The organism is Pandoraea faecigallinarum (genome assembly GCF_001029105.3).
GTDB lineage: Bacteria > Pseudomonadota > Gammaproteobacteria > Burkholderiales > Burkholderiaceae > Pandoraea > Pandoraea faecigallinarum.
Map to the genome: position 1 here is coordinate 342,922 of NZ_CP011808.2, position 18,183 is coordinate 361,104.

Here is an 18,183-nt window from a genome sequence, read left to right on the forward strand (position 1 = left end):
CCATGATTTAAAAAGCACCCTCCACGCCGATTGTTCGAGTAAGCCGATGGGTGACAGAAATTTCAATACGTTCGCCGGGGTTGCGTTCGCCGCGGGCGCGGTGTGCGTGATGGGCGGCGCACGTCGCCGAGAACATATTTCAGAAGCGGGGGACTGCTCGGCCGAGGGAAGCGGACCAGGATAGCTGCGCCTCATGTCGCCCAATGCGCGCGCGGCACGGCTCACCTCTGCCGCCGCTCCCGGGCGCCGCAGTCGATGTGAATACCAACGCGGATTGACTTTGCATTAAGCAATGCGGCGTGTCCGCGAGGGAGAGCTGAGCACGCACGGATATGGCTTACGTGCTCACCCGGAATGAATTTGGGTGGGCAGTCGGCGTAAAAAATGACTCGGAGACGAAATGCAACACATGCAACACATACCGAACGCCCGCTTAAGTTCGGGGCTCAAGCAGCGACATGTCACGATGATGTCCATTGGGGGTGTCATCGGGGCGGGCCTTTTTGTCGGGTCGGGAATCGCAATCTCGAACGCCGGGCCGGCAGCAATCATCGCTTACGCGCTGACTGGTGCATTGGTGGGCCTGGTGATGAGAATGCTCGGCGAGATGGCGGTGGCGATGCCGGACAGCGGCTCGTTTTCAACCTATGCGGACAAAGCGATCGGGCGTTGGGCGGGCTTCTCCATTGGCTGGCTTTACTGGTGGTTCTGGGTATTGGTGATTCCGATCGAAGCGACGGCGGCGGCATCCATCCTCAATGCATGGATGCAAGCCATTCCCACCTGGGTTTTTGCGCTGGGTATCACTTCGCTGTTGACCCTCAGCAATTTGCTATCGGTCAAGAATTACGGCGAGTTCGAATTCTGGTTGTGCATCGTCAAGGTGATAGCCATTGTTGCGTTCTTGTGTGTGGGCACAGCAGCGATCATGGGCTGGCTACCATTCTCATCTGTTTCCGGGGTGTCGAAACTGGTCTCGAATGGTGGATTCATGCCGCACGGCGTCGGCGCGATCTTTTCCGCCATGTTGGCGACGATGTTTTGTTTCGTAGGGACTGAAATCGTCACCATTGCGGCTGCAGAGTCTGACGACCCCAAGTCGCAGATCGTGAAGGCCACGAACTCTGTCATCTGGCGAATCCTGTTGTTTTACCTTGGCTCCGTGTTCATCATCTCGTCGCTTGTGGCCTGGGATGACCCATTGATTCGCTCGCAAGGTGCGTATCACCGTACGCTCGAGTTGATCGGAATCCCGAACGCGAGCCTCATTATCGATTTGCTGATTCTAGTCGCCGTTGCCAGTGCGCTAAATTCTGCCCTCTACACGGCTTCGCGGATGGTTTATTCGCTCGCCTCACGCGGTGACGCGCCGCGCCTTCTGACACGGATCGATGAGAGGGGCACGCCACGGTTGGCTGTTCTTGCATCGACGGCAGTCGGCTTCCTGACCGTTTTTGCCAACTACTTTCTCCCGGAGTACGTCTTTAACTTCTTGTTGTCGACGTCGGGGGGAATTGGCTTGCTTGTGTATTTGGTGATTGCGGTGTCCCAGCTTCGTATGCGCTCGAAGTTTCGGGCCATGGGCGTGGAGCTGCCTATTCGGATGTGGCTCTATCCTTGGTTGACCTGGGGCGTGATCGTGTTCATTTGCGCGATTCTGCTGACGATGGTTTGGCGCCTTGAACAGCGCTGCGAGATGCTCACCACCGGCGCGTTGGCCGTATGCGTGGTCGCAGCGTCGCTGATTCACAAGTGGCTGCGTGGGCGTAGGGCTAGGCAAGCGACGCGCAGCACTGCGCAAGCCGCTCTTGGGGCGTAACGTCGACCTGAGTGCGGCGTCATGCCAAGTTGTAGGCGATCACCGAGGCGGGCCAAGCCATTGCCGTGCGGCCCGCCGATAGGAGGGATATGCGCCTGGGTCTTTCGTGTGCGATGCCATGCCCCTGGCGGCCGAGGCCGGGGCCTCATCAGGCATCGGGCAATGACGTTGTTGTGACGCCCTACGGCTACCGAAACAGGTGATCATGCGGACCGAAATGCGTACCGGACGCGTCAAAAATCAGTGCCGACGTCCCATGGGGCAGTCGGCACGATTTGACGGTATCGGTCGCACGAGTCTTTGACGTCGCGCCCATGGGTGACGTGCGCGAGTGAATTCGCGGCCTTCCCAAGGGTGGCCAGCTCAGGAGTGAGACGACGATGGGTTTGGAAGTAGGCGCGAGTTCGAGCATATCGGCAGCGAATGTGACGGGAGTCCGTCTGGTGGACGGGTTGGGGCTACGCGTAACGGCGGCGATTGACACGAAAATGGTCGAGCTTCAAAACAGTCTGCGAGACTTAAACAATGCACTCGAAGCGCCGTCGTTCAACGGTATCGGCCGAAATGAATTGCAGGACTGTAAAAAGAAGTTGGACCAGTTAGGAACCAATTTTTTCGACCCGCCGACGGGCCGTACAGCCCTTGCGCTGCTGACGAGGACGGCCAGCGAATTAGACAGGCTCGGCCACGAGATTGCGAATGAACCCGAGTCGGACCGGAAGTGGGAGTGGCTCACTCACGTGGCCGTTGCCCTCGCGCTCACATTCTCGCTGGTCGCTGTCGCGGCCATCATTGTGGCTACAGTGGGGGGAAGTGGCGCTCCGGCGCTAGTGAGCTGGCTCGCGACAATGGAGCGAATCGCCCACTTCAACTCGAGATCCTCGCGCGCGCAGGAACGGGCGGCGCAAGGCACCCGTCTGCCAGACGAAATCGCACGCCCGCTAAAACCCATCGCGGACTCGCTCAACCGCGTGAAAACCCAGGTGTATCGCCTGGAAGGTACCGCGATGATCGATCGCGTTGGCGTTGGCCTCGACGCGCGCGCGCGCGACTATCTTGCTACCCAACTTGAGAGCGCCGGTGCGGACCCACTCACCGAGGGTGCGGCAGACAGGGTGCTCCATCGCGACTATATCGACTCAGATATCGTGCGCTCCCTGATCCACGCGCTTTGGCGCGGCGAGCTCACGTTCCGCGCCGAGCATGTAGAGACCGGACTCCAGCATTTGGGCGTAGTCCTCGCGCTCGCAGCCGCCGCACCTCAAGACATGAACACGAAGGTTCGAGCCGCGTGGCAGGAACTGATGCCGTGCCTGGAACGTCGCGAGGGCATTGCGAAGCCGAGCGGTGCGCACGCCAGTCCCGCAGTGGGACAACAGCCGCGGCCCCATACTGCGCTGCCGCCGTATCCACACGGGGCTCCACTTGCGTGAGGCCATTACTCACCGATCGGGAGCGCTCGGCAGCGCGCTAACGACTTCCGGAAGCCTCTCTCGGATGATAGCCTGATCCAATACCCCGACAGGGGGAGGCAATATTGCACCTATGACTACCGGAAGCTGCTCAGGCAATTTCAGATGCAAGCATCGATGCGTCACAAAGGCAATTGTTCCGATAACGCCCTAAGAGGCCAGTTCAAAAATCCCGAGAGGGGCTGTTAACTTTCGAGGCGTCTGTCAATCTCAGGTATCCAGGCAACGGGGACTGAGGGAATGCAAGCGCCGATCATCGACGACGATTTGTGGCAACTGATCGAACCGTTACTGCCAGTGACCTGCCCCCAGTCTTAGAAGCTCTAACAAAATGATTTCCTGAGATGGCGCCAGCAGATGATGCAACCAGCCATTTTCAGGAAGGCTTCGTGAATGATTGCGAGGCGCTCGAAGCGGACTCGCAATCGCTTGAAGTTGTGCAGCCACGCGATCGTTCGCTCGACAACCCAACGCGTCTTGCCAAGACCGCTGCCGTGAGGCTCGCCGCGGCGAGCAATCTCGGTGGCGATGCCGACGGCGTGCAGGGGCTTGCGGTACTTGTCGTGGTCGTAGCCGCGATCACCCTGAACGATGTGCGGTTTAGACAAGGGGCGACCGCGCTTGCCTCGAATCGGAGGAATCGCCTCGATCAGTGGCAGCAGTTGGGTAATGTCGTTGCGGTTGGCGCCCGTGAGTATCAGCGACAGTGGAATGCCTTGGGCGTCGGTCAGGACGTGGTGCTTTGAACCTGGTCGCGCGCGATCTGTGGGGTTAGGTCCTGTTTTTGACCCGACCCCACTGCCCGGATAGAAGAGGAATCGACGACTACACGAGACCAGTCGATGCGATCGGCCGCACGGAGCTTGGCCAGAAGTACCTCGTGCAGACGATCCCAGACGCCAGCCTTCTGCCAGGCATGTAGCCGTCGTCAGCAACTCATGCCTGAGCCGCAGCCCATTTCCTGCGGCAGCATTTCCCAAGGGATGCCGGATTGCAGAACGAACAGGATGCCCGTGAGCACGGCACGATCGTCCAGCGGCTTGCGCCCGGGATAGCGGGCGCGCCGAGGCTTCGGTGGCGGCAGCAGTGGCTGGATGATTGCCCACAGTTCGTCGTCGAGTATTGGTTTGGCCATGTCCTTTGCGCAGCGATGACTGCGCAAAGGTTAACAAAAATCACTTTGAGTTAACAGCCCCCGTAAACTCATTTTGTTAGAGATTCTTAGTCCGAAACGCTTTTAGAGTCCGAGGTTAAAAACTTCTGCTCTTCATGCGCCCGAGCAAACTGCTCGGGCGTCAGGTAGCCGAGAGAGCTGTGAGGCCGCTCCGTGTTGTACTCGATACGCCACGATTCAATCAAGTGCTTGGCGTGACGCAGCGAGACGAACCAGTGTTCGTTCAGACATTCGTCACGGAACCGCCCGTTGGAGCTCTCGATGTAGGCGTTCTCCACAGGTTTGCCGGGACGGATGGGGGTGTCAGAAATTCCGTGTTCAAGGCGGGTTGAGAATCACACGGACGGTCGCACGAAACGATCGGCGTAGAGGTTAGCGAATTGGTTCGTGGCCGCTTTCCAGTCCTTGGCTGCACGCCCACAATCAGCGGTGATATTGCGCAGTGCCAGCCAAATGAGTTTCGTCGCTGCGTCATCGGTCGGGAAGTGACCGCGCGTCTTGATGATCTTGCGCAGTTGCGAGTTGATATTCTCGATAGCGTTCGTAACCGGCATGATATAGCCGGTGCCTCGCGTTTCCGCGCCGAGTGGTTTGAGCGTATGGTGTGACCATCCGGGACAGGGGCACTGGGGAGCACTTCGGGTGGGCAGGCCGTTGTTACACGATGAGCCGCGAGCTCGTGTTAGTAGTTGGCCGCCCCTGCGACCCGCCCGGTTGCGCTGTGAGCGCGAATCCGTAGTTGTCGTGCTGTCCCACCGGCTCCCAACAGTGATCTGATACGGGAGACGGTTATGCGAATCGTGGGGTTTGATGTCTCGCGCTCAGTGGCCGAGATCGCGTACCTGGAGGATGGCACGCTTCATGCAGGCGGCCGCACCGGGTTGCGACGCGACGAACTGGAGCGTTTTGCCGAGAAGCTGCGCGCCACCGATCATGTGGTGCTCGAAGCAACCGGCAACACTGCCGCCATCGTCAACGTGCTTCGTCGGCACGTCGCGCGCGTGGCGATTGCCAATCCGCTGCAAGTTCGGCTGATCGCGGAGGCTCGCGTCAAGACGGACAAGATCGATGCAGCCGTACTGGCACAGCTGTATGCAAGCGGCTTTCTGCCGGAAGTATGGATGCCGGACGAGCACACGCTGGCGTTGCGTCGACAGATCTCGCGTCGTTCACAGCTGGTGCGGCAGCGCACGCGGCTGAAGAACGAGATTCATGCGGTTCTGGCCGCGCATCTGATCGAGCGATGCCCCGCCACCGATCTGTTTGGCAAGAAGGGGCGTGCCTGGCTCGGCGTTCAACCGCTTCCGTTGGACGAGCGACTCGGTGTTGAGCAGCGGCTGCGCGAACTGGACCGCCTCGGTGAGGATCTGAGCGAGGTGGAGCAAGCACTCGCGCAAGCGACCATCGACGACGCGCGATTGCGCGTGATGCTGACGATCACCGGCGTCAACACCACGGTAGCGATCGGGCTGCTATCTGCCATTGGCGACATCGAGCGGTTTCCGAATCCGGAGAAGCTGGTGAGCTACTTCGGGCTCAATCCGTCGGTCTATCAGTCCGGCCCGACACCGGCCAGGCACGGCCACATCACCAAGCGCGGGCGCTCTTACGCACGGGCGATGCTGGTCGAGGCTGCCTGGGGCGCCACGCAGGCGCCTGGGCCGCTGCGCGCCTTCTTCCTACGCGTGCGCGATCGCCGCGGCCAGCAAATCGCCGTCGTCGCGACCGCTCGCAAACTCGCAGTGATCGTATGGTATGTGCTGACACGCGACGAGCCGTTCGCGTGGGACCGTCCCGCGTTGACCGCACACAAGTTACGTGCGCTGGAACTGCAGGCTGGAATGCCGGCGCAGCATGGCTCGCGAAAAGGCTCGGCTGCCGCCTACAGTCTGAAGAGTGTCCGTCAGCAAGAGCGAGCCGTGGCTGAGCAGTCTGAGCGAACCTATCAAAGACTGTTTAACCGGTGGAAGCAGTCGCGCCCCAAATCAGACAGCGCGCCGATACGGTGGCCGGAAGCGCGGACATAGCGAACGAGCGAAGTACGGCGTGGGGGGCTTGTGTATTTCATCCGTAGTGTATATAACCTTGCGAATGTCCGGGGGGAACGCGAAGAACGGTATCACGCGGTCCCAGGCGCTGCGCCAGGCAACACTGACTGTCGGGAATTTCTGACCCCATGGGCTTTCGGCAAAGGCATCGAGTTCGGCCTGCGCGGCCTCAGCGCTCGGCGCGATGTAGATCGGCCGAATCGCGGCCGCCAGCGCCTTGCGGTCTTTCCAGCTCGCGTAGGCCAGACTATTGCGGATCAGATGGACAATACAGGTTTGCAGCGTCGTTGCAGGAAACACCGTTGCCAGCGCCTCGGGCATGCCTTTGAGGCCGTCGGTCACGGCAATCAGAATGTCGCCAATGCCGCGCGTCTTCAAATCATTGAACACCTTCATCCAGAATTTGGCGCCTTCGGTGTTCTCGATCCACAAACCGAGAATGTCACGCGAACCATCGGGCAGCACGCCCAAGGCCAGATAGACAGCCTTGTTGCGGACCACGGCATCTTCGCGGATCTTGACACGCAAGGCGTCGAAGAACACGACCGGATACATCGGCTCAAGCGGCCGGCTTTGCCAGGCGGTGACTTCGGCCATGACTTCGTCGGTGACAGAACTGATGAACTCGGGCGAGACTTCGGTGCCGTATTGCTCAAGCAGAAAGCCCTGGATTTCTCGGACCGTCATGCCGCGGGCGTACATGGCGACGATCTTGTCGTCGAAGCCGGTGAAGCGTCGTTCGTGTTTGGGTATCAAGATCGGCTGGAAGCTACCGTCACGATCGCGCGGCACCTCGATACGGACAGGACCATGCTCGGTTAGAACCGTCTTGGCGCCTCGGCCGTTGCGCTGATTGGTGACGTTGGCCGGTTTGGCCCCGCCGGCCGGGTAGCCGAGATGATGGTTCATCTCTCCGTTCAGCGCCCGCTCGATCAAGGCCTTCTTGAAGGCCATCGTCGCGGCGCTAATGGTTACGGCTGTCATCGGGCCGTTGCCGAACTGCTCAAGCAACTCGGCGGGAATCGCCGGCAGATCCGCCGGCTGGGCTTTCGGTTTGCGTGGCATAAACTCTCCTTGGGAGCATGTTATGCCTCAAACACGAAATTCCGGACGGGCCCAACTTGACCGCCTCGAGCTTGAACTCGAGACTGAACATGCTTCTCGTTCCCAACTGCCATCTCCGGTTTCACCTTCACACTTTAACAAGGTGTCCACCGGAACGGCTGCAGCTCAAAATGGGGCCACCTCTTTTATCGGCATCTTCGACGGTCTCCGGGCTGCAGCTAACTGTTGTTATCCGCAGCCAACGCTGCGGCTGCCGCAGCTTCCTTGAGCAGACCCGCATCCTTGTAAGCGGTTTCAGCAAGCGTATACCACCCAGCGGCGTGCCTCTGCCAATCAGCACGCCTGCGCCCCTTAATGTCACCGTTTACCTCGCTATGACCAGCCTTCATAAAGGCCTCTGCGGAGCTCACAAGAGCTTCTTTAGCTCGGTCGGGCAGATCGGCCTTCGCGTAGGCGCGTGCGGCGAGCCCGTAGCGTCTTCCGGCCAAAGCGTCCATACCGTCCTGCGTGTCGGCTTGCGCGCCTTTCGAGAAGGCTTTCGCGGCAGACTCGTATCCGCCCGGCCCGCCCACCAACTCCCATTCCTGCCCAGCCATTTCGTAGATTACTGCCGCTTGGCTGAACCCACGAACTCCCTCGTGGACTTCTGCGGCGCTCTCAAGGGCTCGTGCAACCTGCGCGCGCTGACCAGGCACCCTCTCGAAGGCGGTCGCGGCGTTCATGTAGGTAAGGATAGCCTCTTCCTGCTGATCCGCCTCGTGTGAGTAGACTTCGGCGGCCTGCAGGTAGGCGAGTGCGGCTTGCGTGTGCTGGTCCGCGTCCCTATGAGCTATTGCGGCCTGCAGGTAGGCGGCTGCGGCCTGCGTGGGCAGCCCAGCCTCCTTGAAGGTCTTTGCAGCCTCCAGGTAACTTCTCGCGGCCAGAATGGAATCACGAGCCAACACGTGGGCTGTTGCGACCCTGTTGTGGACTTCTGCGGCGCTCTCGAGGGCCATCGTGACTTGCGCGAGCAGACCACCCACCCTCGCATAAGCGTCTGCTGCGTTCCGGTAGGCGCGTACAGTCAGATTAGCCAGATCTACTAGATCGGCCAGATCGTGCCGTTCAGCCTTCATGTATTCCTTCGCGGCCTTCATAAAGGTTTTTGCGGCCTTTTCGTAGGCTGGTCCAGCCGGCGAATGTAACTCCATCTGCTGAAGAAAAAGAGCTTCTGCACCCTCGTCGTAACACTTTGCAGCGGCCCTGTGATCACCGACCTCCGAGTAGAGTTTCGCGGCCTGCGTAGAGAATTTTGCGGCCTCCGCGGGCGAAACCTTTTGGGTCTCCACAGCCTGCTTATAGACTTCTAAAGCGCTCCCGATAGCTTCTGTGACCTGCGCGTGCTTATCATCCACCTTCGCAAAGGCCTTTGCGACGTTCAAGTAGGCGCGTGCAGCCAGTTCGGGTTGTTCAGCCGCCATGTATTCCTTCACGGCCTGCGTATAGGATTCTGCAGCCTGCGTATAGAAATTTAGGGCCTCCTGGCGAGGTTGCAGACCAGCAAGGTGCGTAAGGGCTGCTGCGACCATCTCATAAGCGTCTCCGGCCAGCTTCTGCTGATTAAGTGTTTTATAAGCTTCTGCTGCCAGTCTGAAGTTGACTCTAGCCAGATCGTACCGTTTGCGCTCCAGGTAGTATTGTGCGGCCTCCCAGTAGGCTTTTGCCGCCTTCCCGCGGGCGGCTTTGCCCTGCTCGTGCTGTCCAGCGTCCATGTAAGCTTGCGCGTTGGCCTGGCGGGCTGCCGCGACCTGCTCATAGGCTTTTTCAGCTAGATCGCGCCGATGCCCTTTTACATAGGCTGTCACGACATCCCCGTAGGCCTGTGCAGCCAGATCGTACCGCCCCTCGTCTCTGTAGGCTTCCGCCACCTCCAGGTAGGCATCCCCGGCCTGCGTGTAAGCTTGTTGGGCTTGAGCGGGATAGTCCCCCTTCATGTAGGCTTGTGCGGCATTCATAAAGTTTTGTGCAGCCAGATCGTGCCGCCCCTCGTGTCTGTAGGCTTCCGCGACCTTCAGGTAGGCGTCCCCGCCCTGCTTGTAGGCTCGTGCAGCTAGATCGCGCCGATTAACATCCACACCCTCATAGGCTTCCGCGGCCGCGCCGAAGGCTTTTGCGGCCTGCCAATAGGCGGTTATGGCGCGCCGAACCTCACCGCGGTAGTGGTACACCTCCCCTTGTGCGGAGGCCACCTGTCCGGCCATGGAACACCTGTCTTGATCAGCAAGGAAGATTGAAAACTCGTTGAGGCCAGTGCCGGATTCAGTGGTTTGCAGGAGATCGGCTTTCGCCGTCTCCGTGAGCGATTCCCCCAGCAGGCTCGCGACCCTTTCGCGGCTTACTACCTGTGAGTCTTCGCGGCCTATCAGGGTATCGTTATCGTGGTGCACCTTAAAATTCACATGAATAAAATCCGTCAGCTTCTTCACCGCGTCTTCGCTCTCTGCGTCGGCATGCTTATAAAGCGCTAGGATGCCGAAGGCGAGCAGACTCGTGGCTTTGCTTTTGTGATGAAAGGCACGGTCGAAGAAGCGATCCGCCCCTCCCATGTGGGTGATATCCCCAAGGGAAGCTCTGATCGATTCCGCACTATTGAAGTCAACGGACTTCAGCGCCCTGTTGGTGTACCCGTGACGTGGCTCGGACACGCATGAATTCCAATGGGCGTAGCGGCGAAACAAGCGAACGGGACTGTCAACCATGAGAAAGCTCCTTAAACCAACATCGGGGAACGCCGATTGAGACCACCGTTAGCCACCATACCCCGATTCTCGTATCGTTCGGAAGGCAAGAAAACGACGCCCCTGCGCCGCCAGGCTTACGGGGGCGAACCTTTTGTTAAGAATTTATCCGTAATTTAGGCGTTGTCAACTTAGGGAGGTTTGGCCGAAGCCGATGCATGAGTCCTCAGCGTCTCAAAAAGCATTGGACGGATTTTGGGTAACGTGGTGAATTCTCGCCATGCAGCAAAGCACACCGCGAGCTGATTGCGGTAAAGGCTTGATTTTCAGCGGTTGCGCCGAAGCGCGCTGCAAGGTTGGTGTTTGCAGTTAATGCTGTCCCATTGATTAGCGAGGTGACGGGTCCTCGGCATGCCCTGACTGCTTCGTGACCCCTGTCGAAACCAGGTCGCCCCCGCAGTGGGATGGCCCGTAAACCACGGGCCAGATATTCATAAAAACAATGTGGTGCAGTAATGCTGAGGAACCCTATGTTTCCGAGGGTTACACTGCGCACCGGCGCGAATGCCGTTGCTGATGCTGTATTGTCCGTAGCGTCGCCGAGCACCGCATCGGGTGAACACCTGAGATGTGCGCGGCACGCGCACGGCCCGGACGCCTTCGCGCCCTGGCACGCGGCGACCCGCAGGCGTGCACCGGAACTTCAGGACGACAGCCCTAAGAAACTCTAACAAAATGATTTTCTGAGACGACGCCAGCAGATGATACAGGCAGCAATTTTGAGGAAGGCTTCATGGATGATGGCCAGACGTTCAAAGCGCACCCGCAGTCTCTTGAAATGGTGTAGCCAAGCAATGGTCCGCTCAACGATCCAGCGTGTTTTGCCCAGACCACTGCCATGCGGCTCACCGCGCCGGGCGATCTGCGTGGCGATGCCCGCGGCGTGCAAGGGGCGGCGATACTTATCATGGTCGTACCCGCGATCGCCTTGCACAATTTTGGGTTTGCACAGGGGCCGCCCGCGCTTGCCGCGAATCGGTGGGATAGCGTCGACTGGAGTTGCCCCTGTAACTCAGGACAGGCGGACACCGTTAGGTTGATGACACCGCATTACACCTGAACTCGCGAGGCGAGCGGTATTTCAGGGCTTTGTGCGGGTGGCGCTCATTGTAGTGTTCAAACGCGATAGCCAGACGCGAGAGCGCGGCTGGTGCGTCAGACTTGTCCATATAGGCTGACCCTGCCTCGATTTCACGTACACCAAGAAGTGGTTAACTTCTGAGGTACGGAGAATCGAAATGAAAGATGGGAAACTGCCCAAGCGGCAGTACACAGAGGAATTCAAGGCTGAAGCCGTCAGGCTTGCGGCGTCGGTGGGCGGGCTCGAGGCCGCACGGCGCCTTGGTGTGCCGGTGGCCACGGTGGGCAACTGGTCAAGGCGCGGCGTTGCTTCGTCCGGCCCGGGCGGTGGGCCAGCCCCTGGAGAGGCGCCGGCCCGTCGCCCCGTCAGTGAGCTGGAGGCGGAGAACAGTCGCCTTCGTAGGGAATTGGCCGAAGCGAAGCTGGATGTAGAAATCCTGCGAAAAGCGACGGCGTACTTCGCCAAAGTGTCGCGATGAAGTACGCCTGGATCGACAAACATCGCGACCAGTACCCTGTCAACCGCTTGTGCCGCGTGTTGGGCGTATCGCGAAGCGGCTATTGCCAGTGGCGTGTGCGTCCACCGAGCTCCCGGGCGTTGGCCAATCAGGCCCTGGATGCCGAGGTGGCCGCCATCGACCAGGCCAGCCGCCGTAGCTACGGCCGGCCTCGAATCGTCCAGAGACTGCGCCAGCAGGGCCAGATGGTTGGCGCCGAGCGGGTTCGCAAGCGCCTACGGCGCCAAGGGCTGAGGCCGGTGTACAGAAGGCCGTTCGTGGTGAGCACCGACTCGGCACATCCTCTGCCGGTGGCCGCGAACCTCCTGGATCGGCGCTTCGATGGCTGGCAGCCCGATCAGGCCTGGGTGGCCGACATCACGTACGTGCCCACGGGCGAGGGCTGGTTGTACCTTGCGGCAGTGATGGACTTGGCTGGCCGGCGGATCGTGGGCTGGTCAATGTCCGAAGCGATAGATGCGAGCTTGGTGTGCGCCGCTCTGAAATCGGCATGGTGGCAACGCAAGCCGGACAAGGGCCTGCTTGTGCATACCGATCGCGGGTCGCAATATGCCAGTGGGCGCTACCGAGCGCTGGCTGGCGACCTGGACATCACGATGTCCATGAGCAGGAGAGCCAACGCTTGGGACAACGCGCCGATGGAGAGCTTCTTCAAGACGCTGAAGGTCGAGCGCATCTACCAGGTACGCTACGAAACGCGGGCGCAGGCCAGGCTCGATATCGTGGACTGGATCGAGGGTTGGGACAACCGCCAGCGCCTGCACTCGGCCAACGGCTTGCTTGCCCCTGTGGCGTGGGAGAATGCCTGCTTGGCTGCATGACTTGATGTACGTGGAAACGAGACAGGGTCAAAGGTGTTGCCTCGACCCATTGAACCTACCGTCGCTTTTGAGAGGATTTCCACATCGAGTTTCGCACTGGCTAATTTGAAAGAGACTGGATTTGACCTGACCGACAGTGTCCGATAGTTCTGCGCTCGGGTTCGTTAACCACTTTTCCGTGCAGACTGTTTCTCGCCGTTCAAAACCGGCCCAGGGTCGTCAGGATAGGACAACTCGAGCACCACACCGGACGGCAACACTTCGCACATTGTCCGTCAGGTCAAGTACCGGCTGATACAGCTAATTCCTTGCGTAGCCGACTGACTTCCGCCTCCAGCTCCGATACGCCGGGCTTGGCGCGGCTCACAGAGGCTGCCGCGCCTGGCGTGGCCGCCCCGCCTTCGCGCTGCTTGCGCGCCCAGTTTCCGAGGGTCGCCATCGGCACCCCCAAACGGCGTGCCGCCTCATTGTGTCCCACCGAATTTGCCAGTCTTGCCGCCTCCACCCGGAACTCATCCGTGTAGCGACGATTCGGTACCCCTTTTTCGCCCATACCCACCTCCGTTCAACAGATTATCCAACTTCTCTGCTGTACATCGTTTCGAGGCAAGGTCAAGCCTAGGGTCTGTTTACATTTGTTGAAACGTGTTTACATCTCGTCTTTTGCGCGAGCGAGACAAGATGATTCGAACGTTGTTGAGCGACGAGGTATGGGCGCGAATCAAATCGGTATTGCCGGGCAAGGAAGGCGATCCTGGGCGAACGGCGGTCGACAACCGCTGGTTTGTCGAAGCCGTCCTGTGGATCGGCCGAACCGGCTGCCCGTGGCGTGATTTGCCCAAGGCCTTCGGGCGGTGGCACACGGTGTACATGCGCTTCTCGCGCTGGCGGCGCAATGGTGTCTGGGAGCGCGTGGTGCACGCCCTAGCCGACGAAACGGAAATCAGATGTGTGCTGATCGACTCAACCATTGTGCGTGCGCACCAACATTCAGCCGGTGCTCGAAAAAAAGCGGCCCGCAAGCACTCGGCCGCTCCCGCGGAGGACTGAGAACCAAGCTGCACCTGGCCGTCGATGAAGCCGGACGTCCTCTGCGAATGATCGTTACCGAGGGACAAGTTTCCGATATTTCGCGCGCGAATGAAATGGTTGAGCACTTGCGCACCGGTGCAGTCATCGCTGACAAGGGTTACGACTCGGATGCCTTCGTCAACACTATCCGGGCTACCCGTGCGAAGGCCGTTATCCCGCCGCACTCGAATAGAAAGGCCAAGCGTCGGTACAGCCGAAAGCTGTACCGAACTCGCAACATCGTCGAACGATTTTTCGGTCGTATCAAACATTTTCGTCGTGTCGCCACTCGCTATGACAAGCTCGCACAGAACTATCTCGCCTTCGCTTCCCTTGCCTGCGCGTTCGGGCCGCTGGTGAGAATGTGAACAGAACCTAAATTGACAACGCCGCAGCGGGAGTGACGCCTACGATAACGCCGTGGCGGAAACGATCCACGGCGCGTCCACGGCGGAAGTGCTCCCTCCCATTGGCCCGGGGCGTCATCGGCGGGCCGGTGGAACCGGCAATCCTCGAATGGGGGAGACGGGGTCAACGATCGTCGGCCGAGGTGGTCAACTTGCCGCGATGCGAGGACGCCCATGCATGCGTCTACCGGGGCGCAAAAAGCAGGAGAGGGCATTGGAGTCACGTTGGCGCATGCACGCCATGCAGCAAAGCGCACCACGAGCGGCTGGCGATAAAGGCCTGCGCGCCCCGCATGGCGTTGGCGTGCGAAGTGCTGTCGGATCGGCCCGAAGCATGACCGGGCGGCCGGCGTGCGCGCAAGCTTGCGAATCCGGGCAATCATGACGTTCGCGCCCTGGTGAATTGAGCGCCGCGCAAACGGCGGGCGTTCAGGGTCGGAGTCCGGCGGAGGGTGATCACGTTCGCCGAACTACGTAATCAACGAAATCAGCGAAAACAGGGTTGCAAAATCTGTCCAAAAACCGCATTCTTGAGGCCCTTTAAAAGCGCATTTCGGCGGCATGATGAGAGGACTCATGATGCCAATCATCCGCGGCCCGGCCACGCCGCTCCGAGATACGCAGTCACACGCCGCAACCGATCATGAGAGTGAGTCGCCCTTGGCTGCCCACGGGATCTTTGGACCGGGCACTAAATCATCAAGTCTCATTTGACGAATTAAGCCACGCCAGCGTTTGTGAGGGAATAGATCGCCACTTTTTTTCCTCGCTCGGCGCTACGGCTGCCCCGATCCGGCTGCGCGTGAATGAGGTGTGGGCGGACGCGGCGCACGGCGCCGTCGCGCTTAACGCGCCGCCCCGCACCGGCAGCGAACTTCTCGAGCAGGTCAGCGCGACAATTAGCGCAGCCTTCGTGGGCGCGGACGTGCCGGGAAACATCGCCCACGTACAGGCTTTTGTGATCGCGAGCCAGCTGGCATGCGAGGAGTTCTTGAATGTGGACCGCCTATTGAGCCTGCCAAATGTCGAGCAAATTGCGTATCAGCAAGTCCTTGACGTCAGCGTCCGGGGCACCGAGGTTTGCTTTCACAAGACGACGACCTACAAGGCGAAGGGGAGTGAGACACTGGCGCAGGTCGTCGACCTGGGGATGAAGATATGGACCGAGCGCAGTTACCTTGGTTTTGGCGACAGTTGGCGGCTCCACGCCCAGGTGACCAATGCGGCGGTGCGTCTGAGCGGCGCACTTGAGCGCGACGTTCTGCTTGGCGCCGACGAGACGCTCACCCCCGCGGGGCGGCATTTCAAGGTGCCGATGGCGCCGAACGGTTTCTGGGGATGTATTACACAGGTATTTTCGCGGCTCGCCGGCCTGCTTGGCAAGCGGGGCATTGAGGTGGTCGTGGGCAATGCGGAAAATCTAGCCAGTGTGAAAGCCGTTACGCGCCCAGGGCAGCTCGAACTGAATTACCTGGATGAGGATTTCGATCGATCGGCCTTACTCGTGTGCGCAGAGCAAGACTACGGCTGGTGGAACAATGGCGTGGCGGAATATCGAAGCGTTGGCGGTCAGGTCATGCGCGGCAATTATCTCCTGGACGACGAGTTACAATTTAAAGCCTATATGGCGAACGGGGAGGCGAAAGCCGATCGGCAGGCCGGCCTTTTGCTAGCGTCGAAAAAACTGACCGTGGGGGATGATCTTCGTGCCGGGGGCCGCTTTGCGCTTGCGTCGCATACCAATCGCTATGCCGACGAGTACCTCACTCGGACCGTTCTCGCTGCCCAATCGACGGCGACGCTGTTCAAAGACCTCGTAGACGCGCTCGGGGGCGATCTGTTTCGGTACAGCATGACGAGCCATGATTTCATCACGCTGGACGCGGAGAACATCATGTCGCGACATGACGCGGAGTTGCTCGAGTATGCCCGGGGGTTAAGCCGCCTGGAGCGCGCGCAAACGGCCGAGGGATCGGCGATGGCGGCCGAGCTGGCGGAATTAAGGCGGCGCGTTGACGCGTTGGCGCGTGCGCACGACCTATCGGGGCTGAGTGAGCCCGAGCAGATAACGCAGGTGAAAAAACGCTTGGTCGTGGCGGTCATCGATCGGATTTCGGAGGCGTTTCCCGGTGATCCGGGGGGGGCCTTTCAAGTGCTCACAACGCTCGCCTATGCAGAGAAAGCCTCGCACGTCGTCATTCAGGGCGACGGTGGTCCTCAGTTTTTGAACGGACGCGATGAGACGCGCCAAATCTCCATCTTCATCAAAAGCCCCGCAGGGGCGAATTTTGCAGGTAAGGCTTTTATCAAGTTTTACTCGTCGGTAAAAACGCTCGGTGAGCGCGGCGCAGTTCGATTCGGCCGCACGACCTTGGCAAAGGACAGGTTTAACGAAGCGAAGATGTCCTCCGGTTCGCTTTGGTGCGTGGACGACAACGATGAGCCCATCTTGGTGAATGCCTGGTACAACGCAACATTCGTGCTTAACGTTCCGGCAACGCCACCGCTTAGCCCGTGGCCAGTGTGACGCAGTATGTCGTCCCGCGATGGTCGCCATTGTCACGCCCCTGCGGCCGGCTGAGGCCGGTCGGAGAAAATGGAAGCCAACGTTTCGTAAAATCGAGAAACGGAGGCATGGGTGAATCGAATTCCAAGAGCGGTCTATACGAAGGAGCTTCGCGACGAAGCGGTCAAGTTGGCGTTGGCCGAAGGTGTGGGGGTATCGGAAGCTTCCCGGCGCTTGTCGATCCCAATCAAGACGCTGGCAAACTGGATGCGCGCGGCGAAGGCCGGTAAGCTGAAAGATGTCGGCCGGCACCAGAGGCGGTATTGTCAGGTTGTTTGGTTGACGATGCGCCAATAGGGAGTTGCAGAAAACGATGCTCGTTATGCCGCCATACGGGCGGAGCAAGCCCATTGCCAGGCGGCGAAGGCCTGGGTGTGTACCGCGCGTTTATGCTCGGCATTGCGGTGATAGCGGCACGCCATGAATAGGTTCGAAACCTGACCGTGGATCGAGGTGAAGCGCTGCAATTGGCGTGCTGACTTAGAAGCTCTAACAAAATGATTTCCTGAGATGGCGCCAGCAGATGATGCAACCAGCCATTTTCAGGAAGGCTTCGTGAATGATTGCGAGGCGCTCGAAGCGAACTCGCAATCGCTTGAAGTTGTGCAGCCACGCGATCGTTCGCTCGACAACCCAACGCGTCTTGCCAAGACCGCTGCCGTGAGGCTCGCCGCGGCGAGCAATCTCGGTGGCGATGCCGACGGCGTGCAGGGGCTTGCGGTACTTGTCGTGGTCGTAGCCGCGATCACCCTGAACGATGTGCGGTTTAGACAAGGGGGCGACCGCGCTTGCCTCGAATCGGAGGAATCGCCTCGATCAGTGGCAGCAGTTGGGTAATGTCGTTGCGGTTGGCGCCCGTGAGTATCAGCGACAGTGGAATGCCTTGGGCGTCGGTCAGGACGTGGTGCTTTGAACCTGGTCGCGCGCGATCTGTGGGGTTAGGTCCTGTTTTTGACCCGACCCCACTGCCCGGGTAGAAGAGGAATCGACGACTACACGAGACCAGTCGATGCGATCGGCCGCACGGAGCTTGGCCAGAAGTACCTCGTGCAGACGATCCCAGACGCCAGCCTTCTGCCAGGCATGTAGCCGTCGCCAGCAACTCATGCCTGAGCCGCAGCCCATTTCCTGCGGCAGCATTTCCCAAGGGATGCCGGATTGCAGAACGAACAGGATGCCCGTGAGCACGGCACGATCGTCCAGCGGCTTGCGCCCGGGATAGCGGGCGCGCCGAGGCTTCGGTGGCGGCAGCAGTGGCTGGATGATTGCCCACAGTTCGTCGTCGAGTATTGGTTTGGCCATGTCCTTTGCGCAGCGATGACTGCGCAAAGGTTAACAAAAATCACTTTGAGTTAACAGCCCCCG

At 59.8% G+C, this 18,183-nt stretch carries 7 protein-coding genes and 10 pseudogenes; 7 read left to right on the top strand and 10 right to left on the bottom strand.

All coding sequences use genetic code 11. From position 1 onward, the window contains the following. Window positions 1-409 precede the first annotated feature (409 nt). Both gabP and AB870_RS24650 read left to right on the top strand, forming a co-directional pair. Window positions 410-1,819, top strand: coding sequence for a GABA permease (gene gabP / locus AB870_RS24645; protein ID WP_047909403.1), 1,410 nt, complete (start codon window positions 410-412; stop codon window positions 1,817-1,819). A gap of 380 nt (window positions 1,820-2,199) precedes the next feature. Continuing rightward, window positions 2,200-3,252 carry a hypothetical protein gene (locus AB870_RS24650; protein WP_047909240.1) on the top strand — a complete coding sequence of 351 codons (1,053 nt, stop codon included), beginning with the start codon at window positions 2,200-2,202 and terminating at the stop codon, window positions 3,250-3,252. Between the two features lie 362 nt (window positions 3,253-3,614). Here AB870_RS24650 and AB870_RS26070 read toward each other — a convergent pair. The 3 pseudogenes from AB870_RS26070 to AB870_RS24670 all read right to left on the bottom strand — a co-directional run. Beyond that, window positions 3,615-4,426, bottom strand: a pseudogene (locus tag AB870_RS26070) (IS5 family transposase). A gap of 86 nt (window positions 4,427-4,512) precedes the next feature. Next, a pseudogene (locus tag AB870_RS24665) lies at window positions 4,513-4,779 on the bottom strand (integrase core domain-containing protein); the annotation flags it as partial. A 21-nt stretch (window positions 4,780-4,800) separates the two neighbouring features. After that, window positions 4,801-5,022: pseudogene (locus AB870_RS24670) on the bottom strand (transposase); the annotation flags it as partial. Between the two features lie 234 nt (window positions 5,023-5,256). On the opposite strand from AB870_RS24670, the gene AB870_RS24675 reads away from it, so the two are divergent. Further along, window positions 5,257-6,492 (top strand): IS110 family RNA-guided transposase, encoded by a 1,236-nt coding sequence (locus AB870_RS24675; protein WP_047909156.1) that lies wholly within the window; start codon window positions 5,257-5,259, stop codon window positions 6,490-6,492. A gap of 33 nt (window positions 6,493-6,525) precedes the next feature. Here the strand turns inward: AB870_RS24675 and AB870_RS24680 are convergent. The 4 genes and pseudogenes from AB870_RS24680 to AB870_RS26670 form a co-directional block, all read right to left on the bottom strand. Continuing rightward, window positions 6,526-7,578 (bottom strand): annotated as a pseudogene (locus AB870_RS24680) (IS256 family transposase); the annotation flags it as partial. 218 nt (window positions 7,579-7,796) lie between these two features. After that, window positions 7,797-10,316, bottom strand: a complete 2,520-nt coding sequence (locus tag AB870_RS24685; RefSeq protein ID WP_084664343.1) for a soluble NSF attachment family protein — start codon at window positions 10,314-10,316, stop codon at window positions 7,797-7,799. A 706-nt stretch (window positions 10,317-11,022) separates the two neighbouring features. Next, window positions 11,023-11,349 (bottom strand): annotated as a pseudogene (locus tag AB870_RS26075) (transposase); the annotation flags it as partial. A 37-nt stretch (window positions 11,350-11,386) separates the two neighbouring features. Continuing rightward, a pseudogene (locus tag AB870_RS26670) lies at window positions 11,387-11,530 on the bottom strand (integrase core domain-containing protein); the annotation flags it as partial. Between the two features lie 63 nt (window positions 11,531-11,593). Between AB870_RS26670 and AB870_RS24695 the strand changes: the two are divergent. Next, a protein-coding gene (locus AB870_RS24695) for an IS3 family transposase (protein ID WP_157112536.1) occupies window positions 11,594-12,774 on the top strand; the annotation gives its coding sequence in 2 pieces (ribosomal slippage) (window positions 11,594-11,882 and window positions 11,882-12,774; 1,182 coding nt in all). A 298-nt stretch (window positions 12,775-13,072) separates the two neighbouring features. Here the strand turns inward: AB870_RS24695 and AB870_RS26080 are convergent. Then, window positions 13,073-13,327: pseudogene (locus tag AB870_RS26080) on the bottom strand (transposase); the annotation flags it as partial. Window positions 13,328-13,455: 128 nt separating this feature from the next. Here AB870_RS26080 and AB870_RS26085 point away from each other — a divergent pair. From AB870_RS26085 to AB870_RS24715, 3 genes and pseudogenes are all read left to right on the top strand, one after another. Next, window positions 13,456-14,213 (top strand): IS5 family transposase gene (locus AB870_RS26085; RefSeq protein ID WP_157112537.1). Its coding sequence is split into 2 segments (ribosomal slippage): window positions 13,456-13,777 and window positions 13,777-14,213, totalling 759 coding nucleotides; the frame shifts between segments, so codons are not numbered across the junction. 841 nt (window positions 14,214-15,054) lie between these two features. Further along, a complete protein-coding gene (locus AB870_RS24710; protein ID WP_064674964.1) occupies window positions 15,055-16,779 on the top strand; it encodes a hypothetical protein in 1,725 nt (574 codons plus the stop codon). A gap of 111 nt (window positions 16,780-16,890) precedes the next feature. Further along, window positions 16,891-17,076 (top strand): annotated as a pseudogene (locus AB870_RS24715) (transposase); the annotation flags it as partial. A 62-nt stretch (window positions 17,077-17,138) separates the two neighbouring features. On the opposite strand, the pseudogene AB870_RS27620 reads toward AB870_RS24715, so the two are convergent. Both AB870_RS27620 and AB870_RS26090 read right to left on the bottom strand, forming a co-directional pair. Next, window positions 17,139-17,312, bottom strand: a pseudogene (locus AB870_RS27620) (IS6 family transposase); the annotation flags it as partial. Beyond that, window positions 17,308-18,120 (bottom strand): annotated as a pseudogene (locus AB870_RS26090) (IS5 family transposase). The pseudogenes AB870_RS26090 and AB870_RS27620, both read right to left, overlap by 5 nt. Between the last annotated feature and the right edge of the window lie 63 nt (window positions 18,121-18,183).

What these genes read in the sequence shown, in the direction of transcription:
- gabP (WP_047909403.1), top strand. Translation starts at nt 410, where the DNA reads ATGCAACACATACCGAACGCCCGCTTAAGTTCGGGGCTCAAGCAGCGA.
- AB870_RS24650 (WP_047909240.1), top strand. Translation starts at nt 2,200, where the DNA reads ATGGGTTTGGAAGTAGGCGCGAGTTCGAGCATATCGGCAGCGAATGTG.
- AB870_RS24675 (WP_047909156.1), top strand. Translation starts at nt 5,257, where the DNA reads ATGCGAATCGTGGGGTTTGATGTCTCGCGCTCAGTGGCCGAGATCGCG.
- AB870_RS24685 (WP_084664343.1), bottom strand. Translation starts at nt 10,316, where the DNA reads ATGGTTGACAGTCCCGTTCGCTTGTTTCGCCGCTACGCCCATTGGAAT.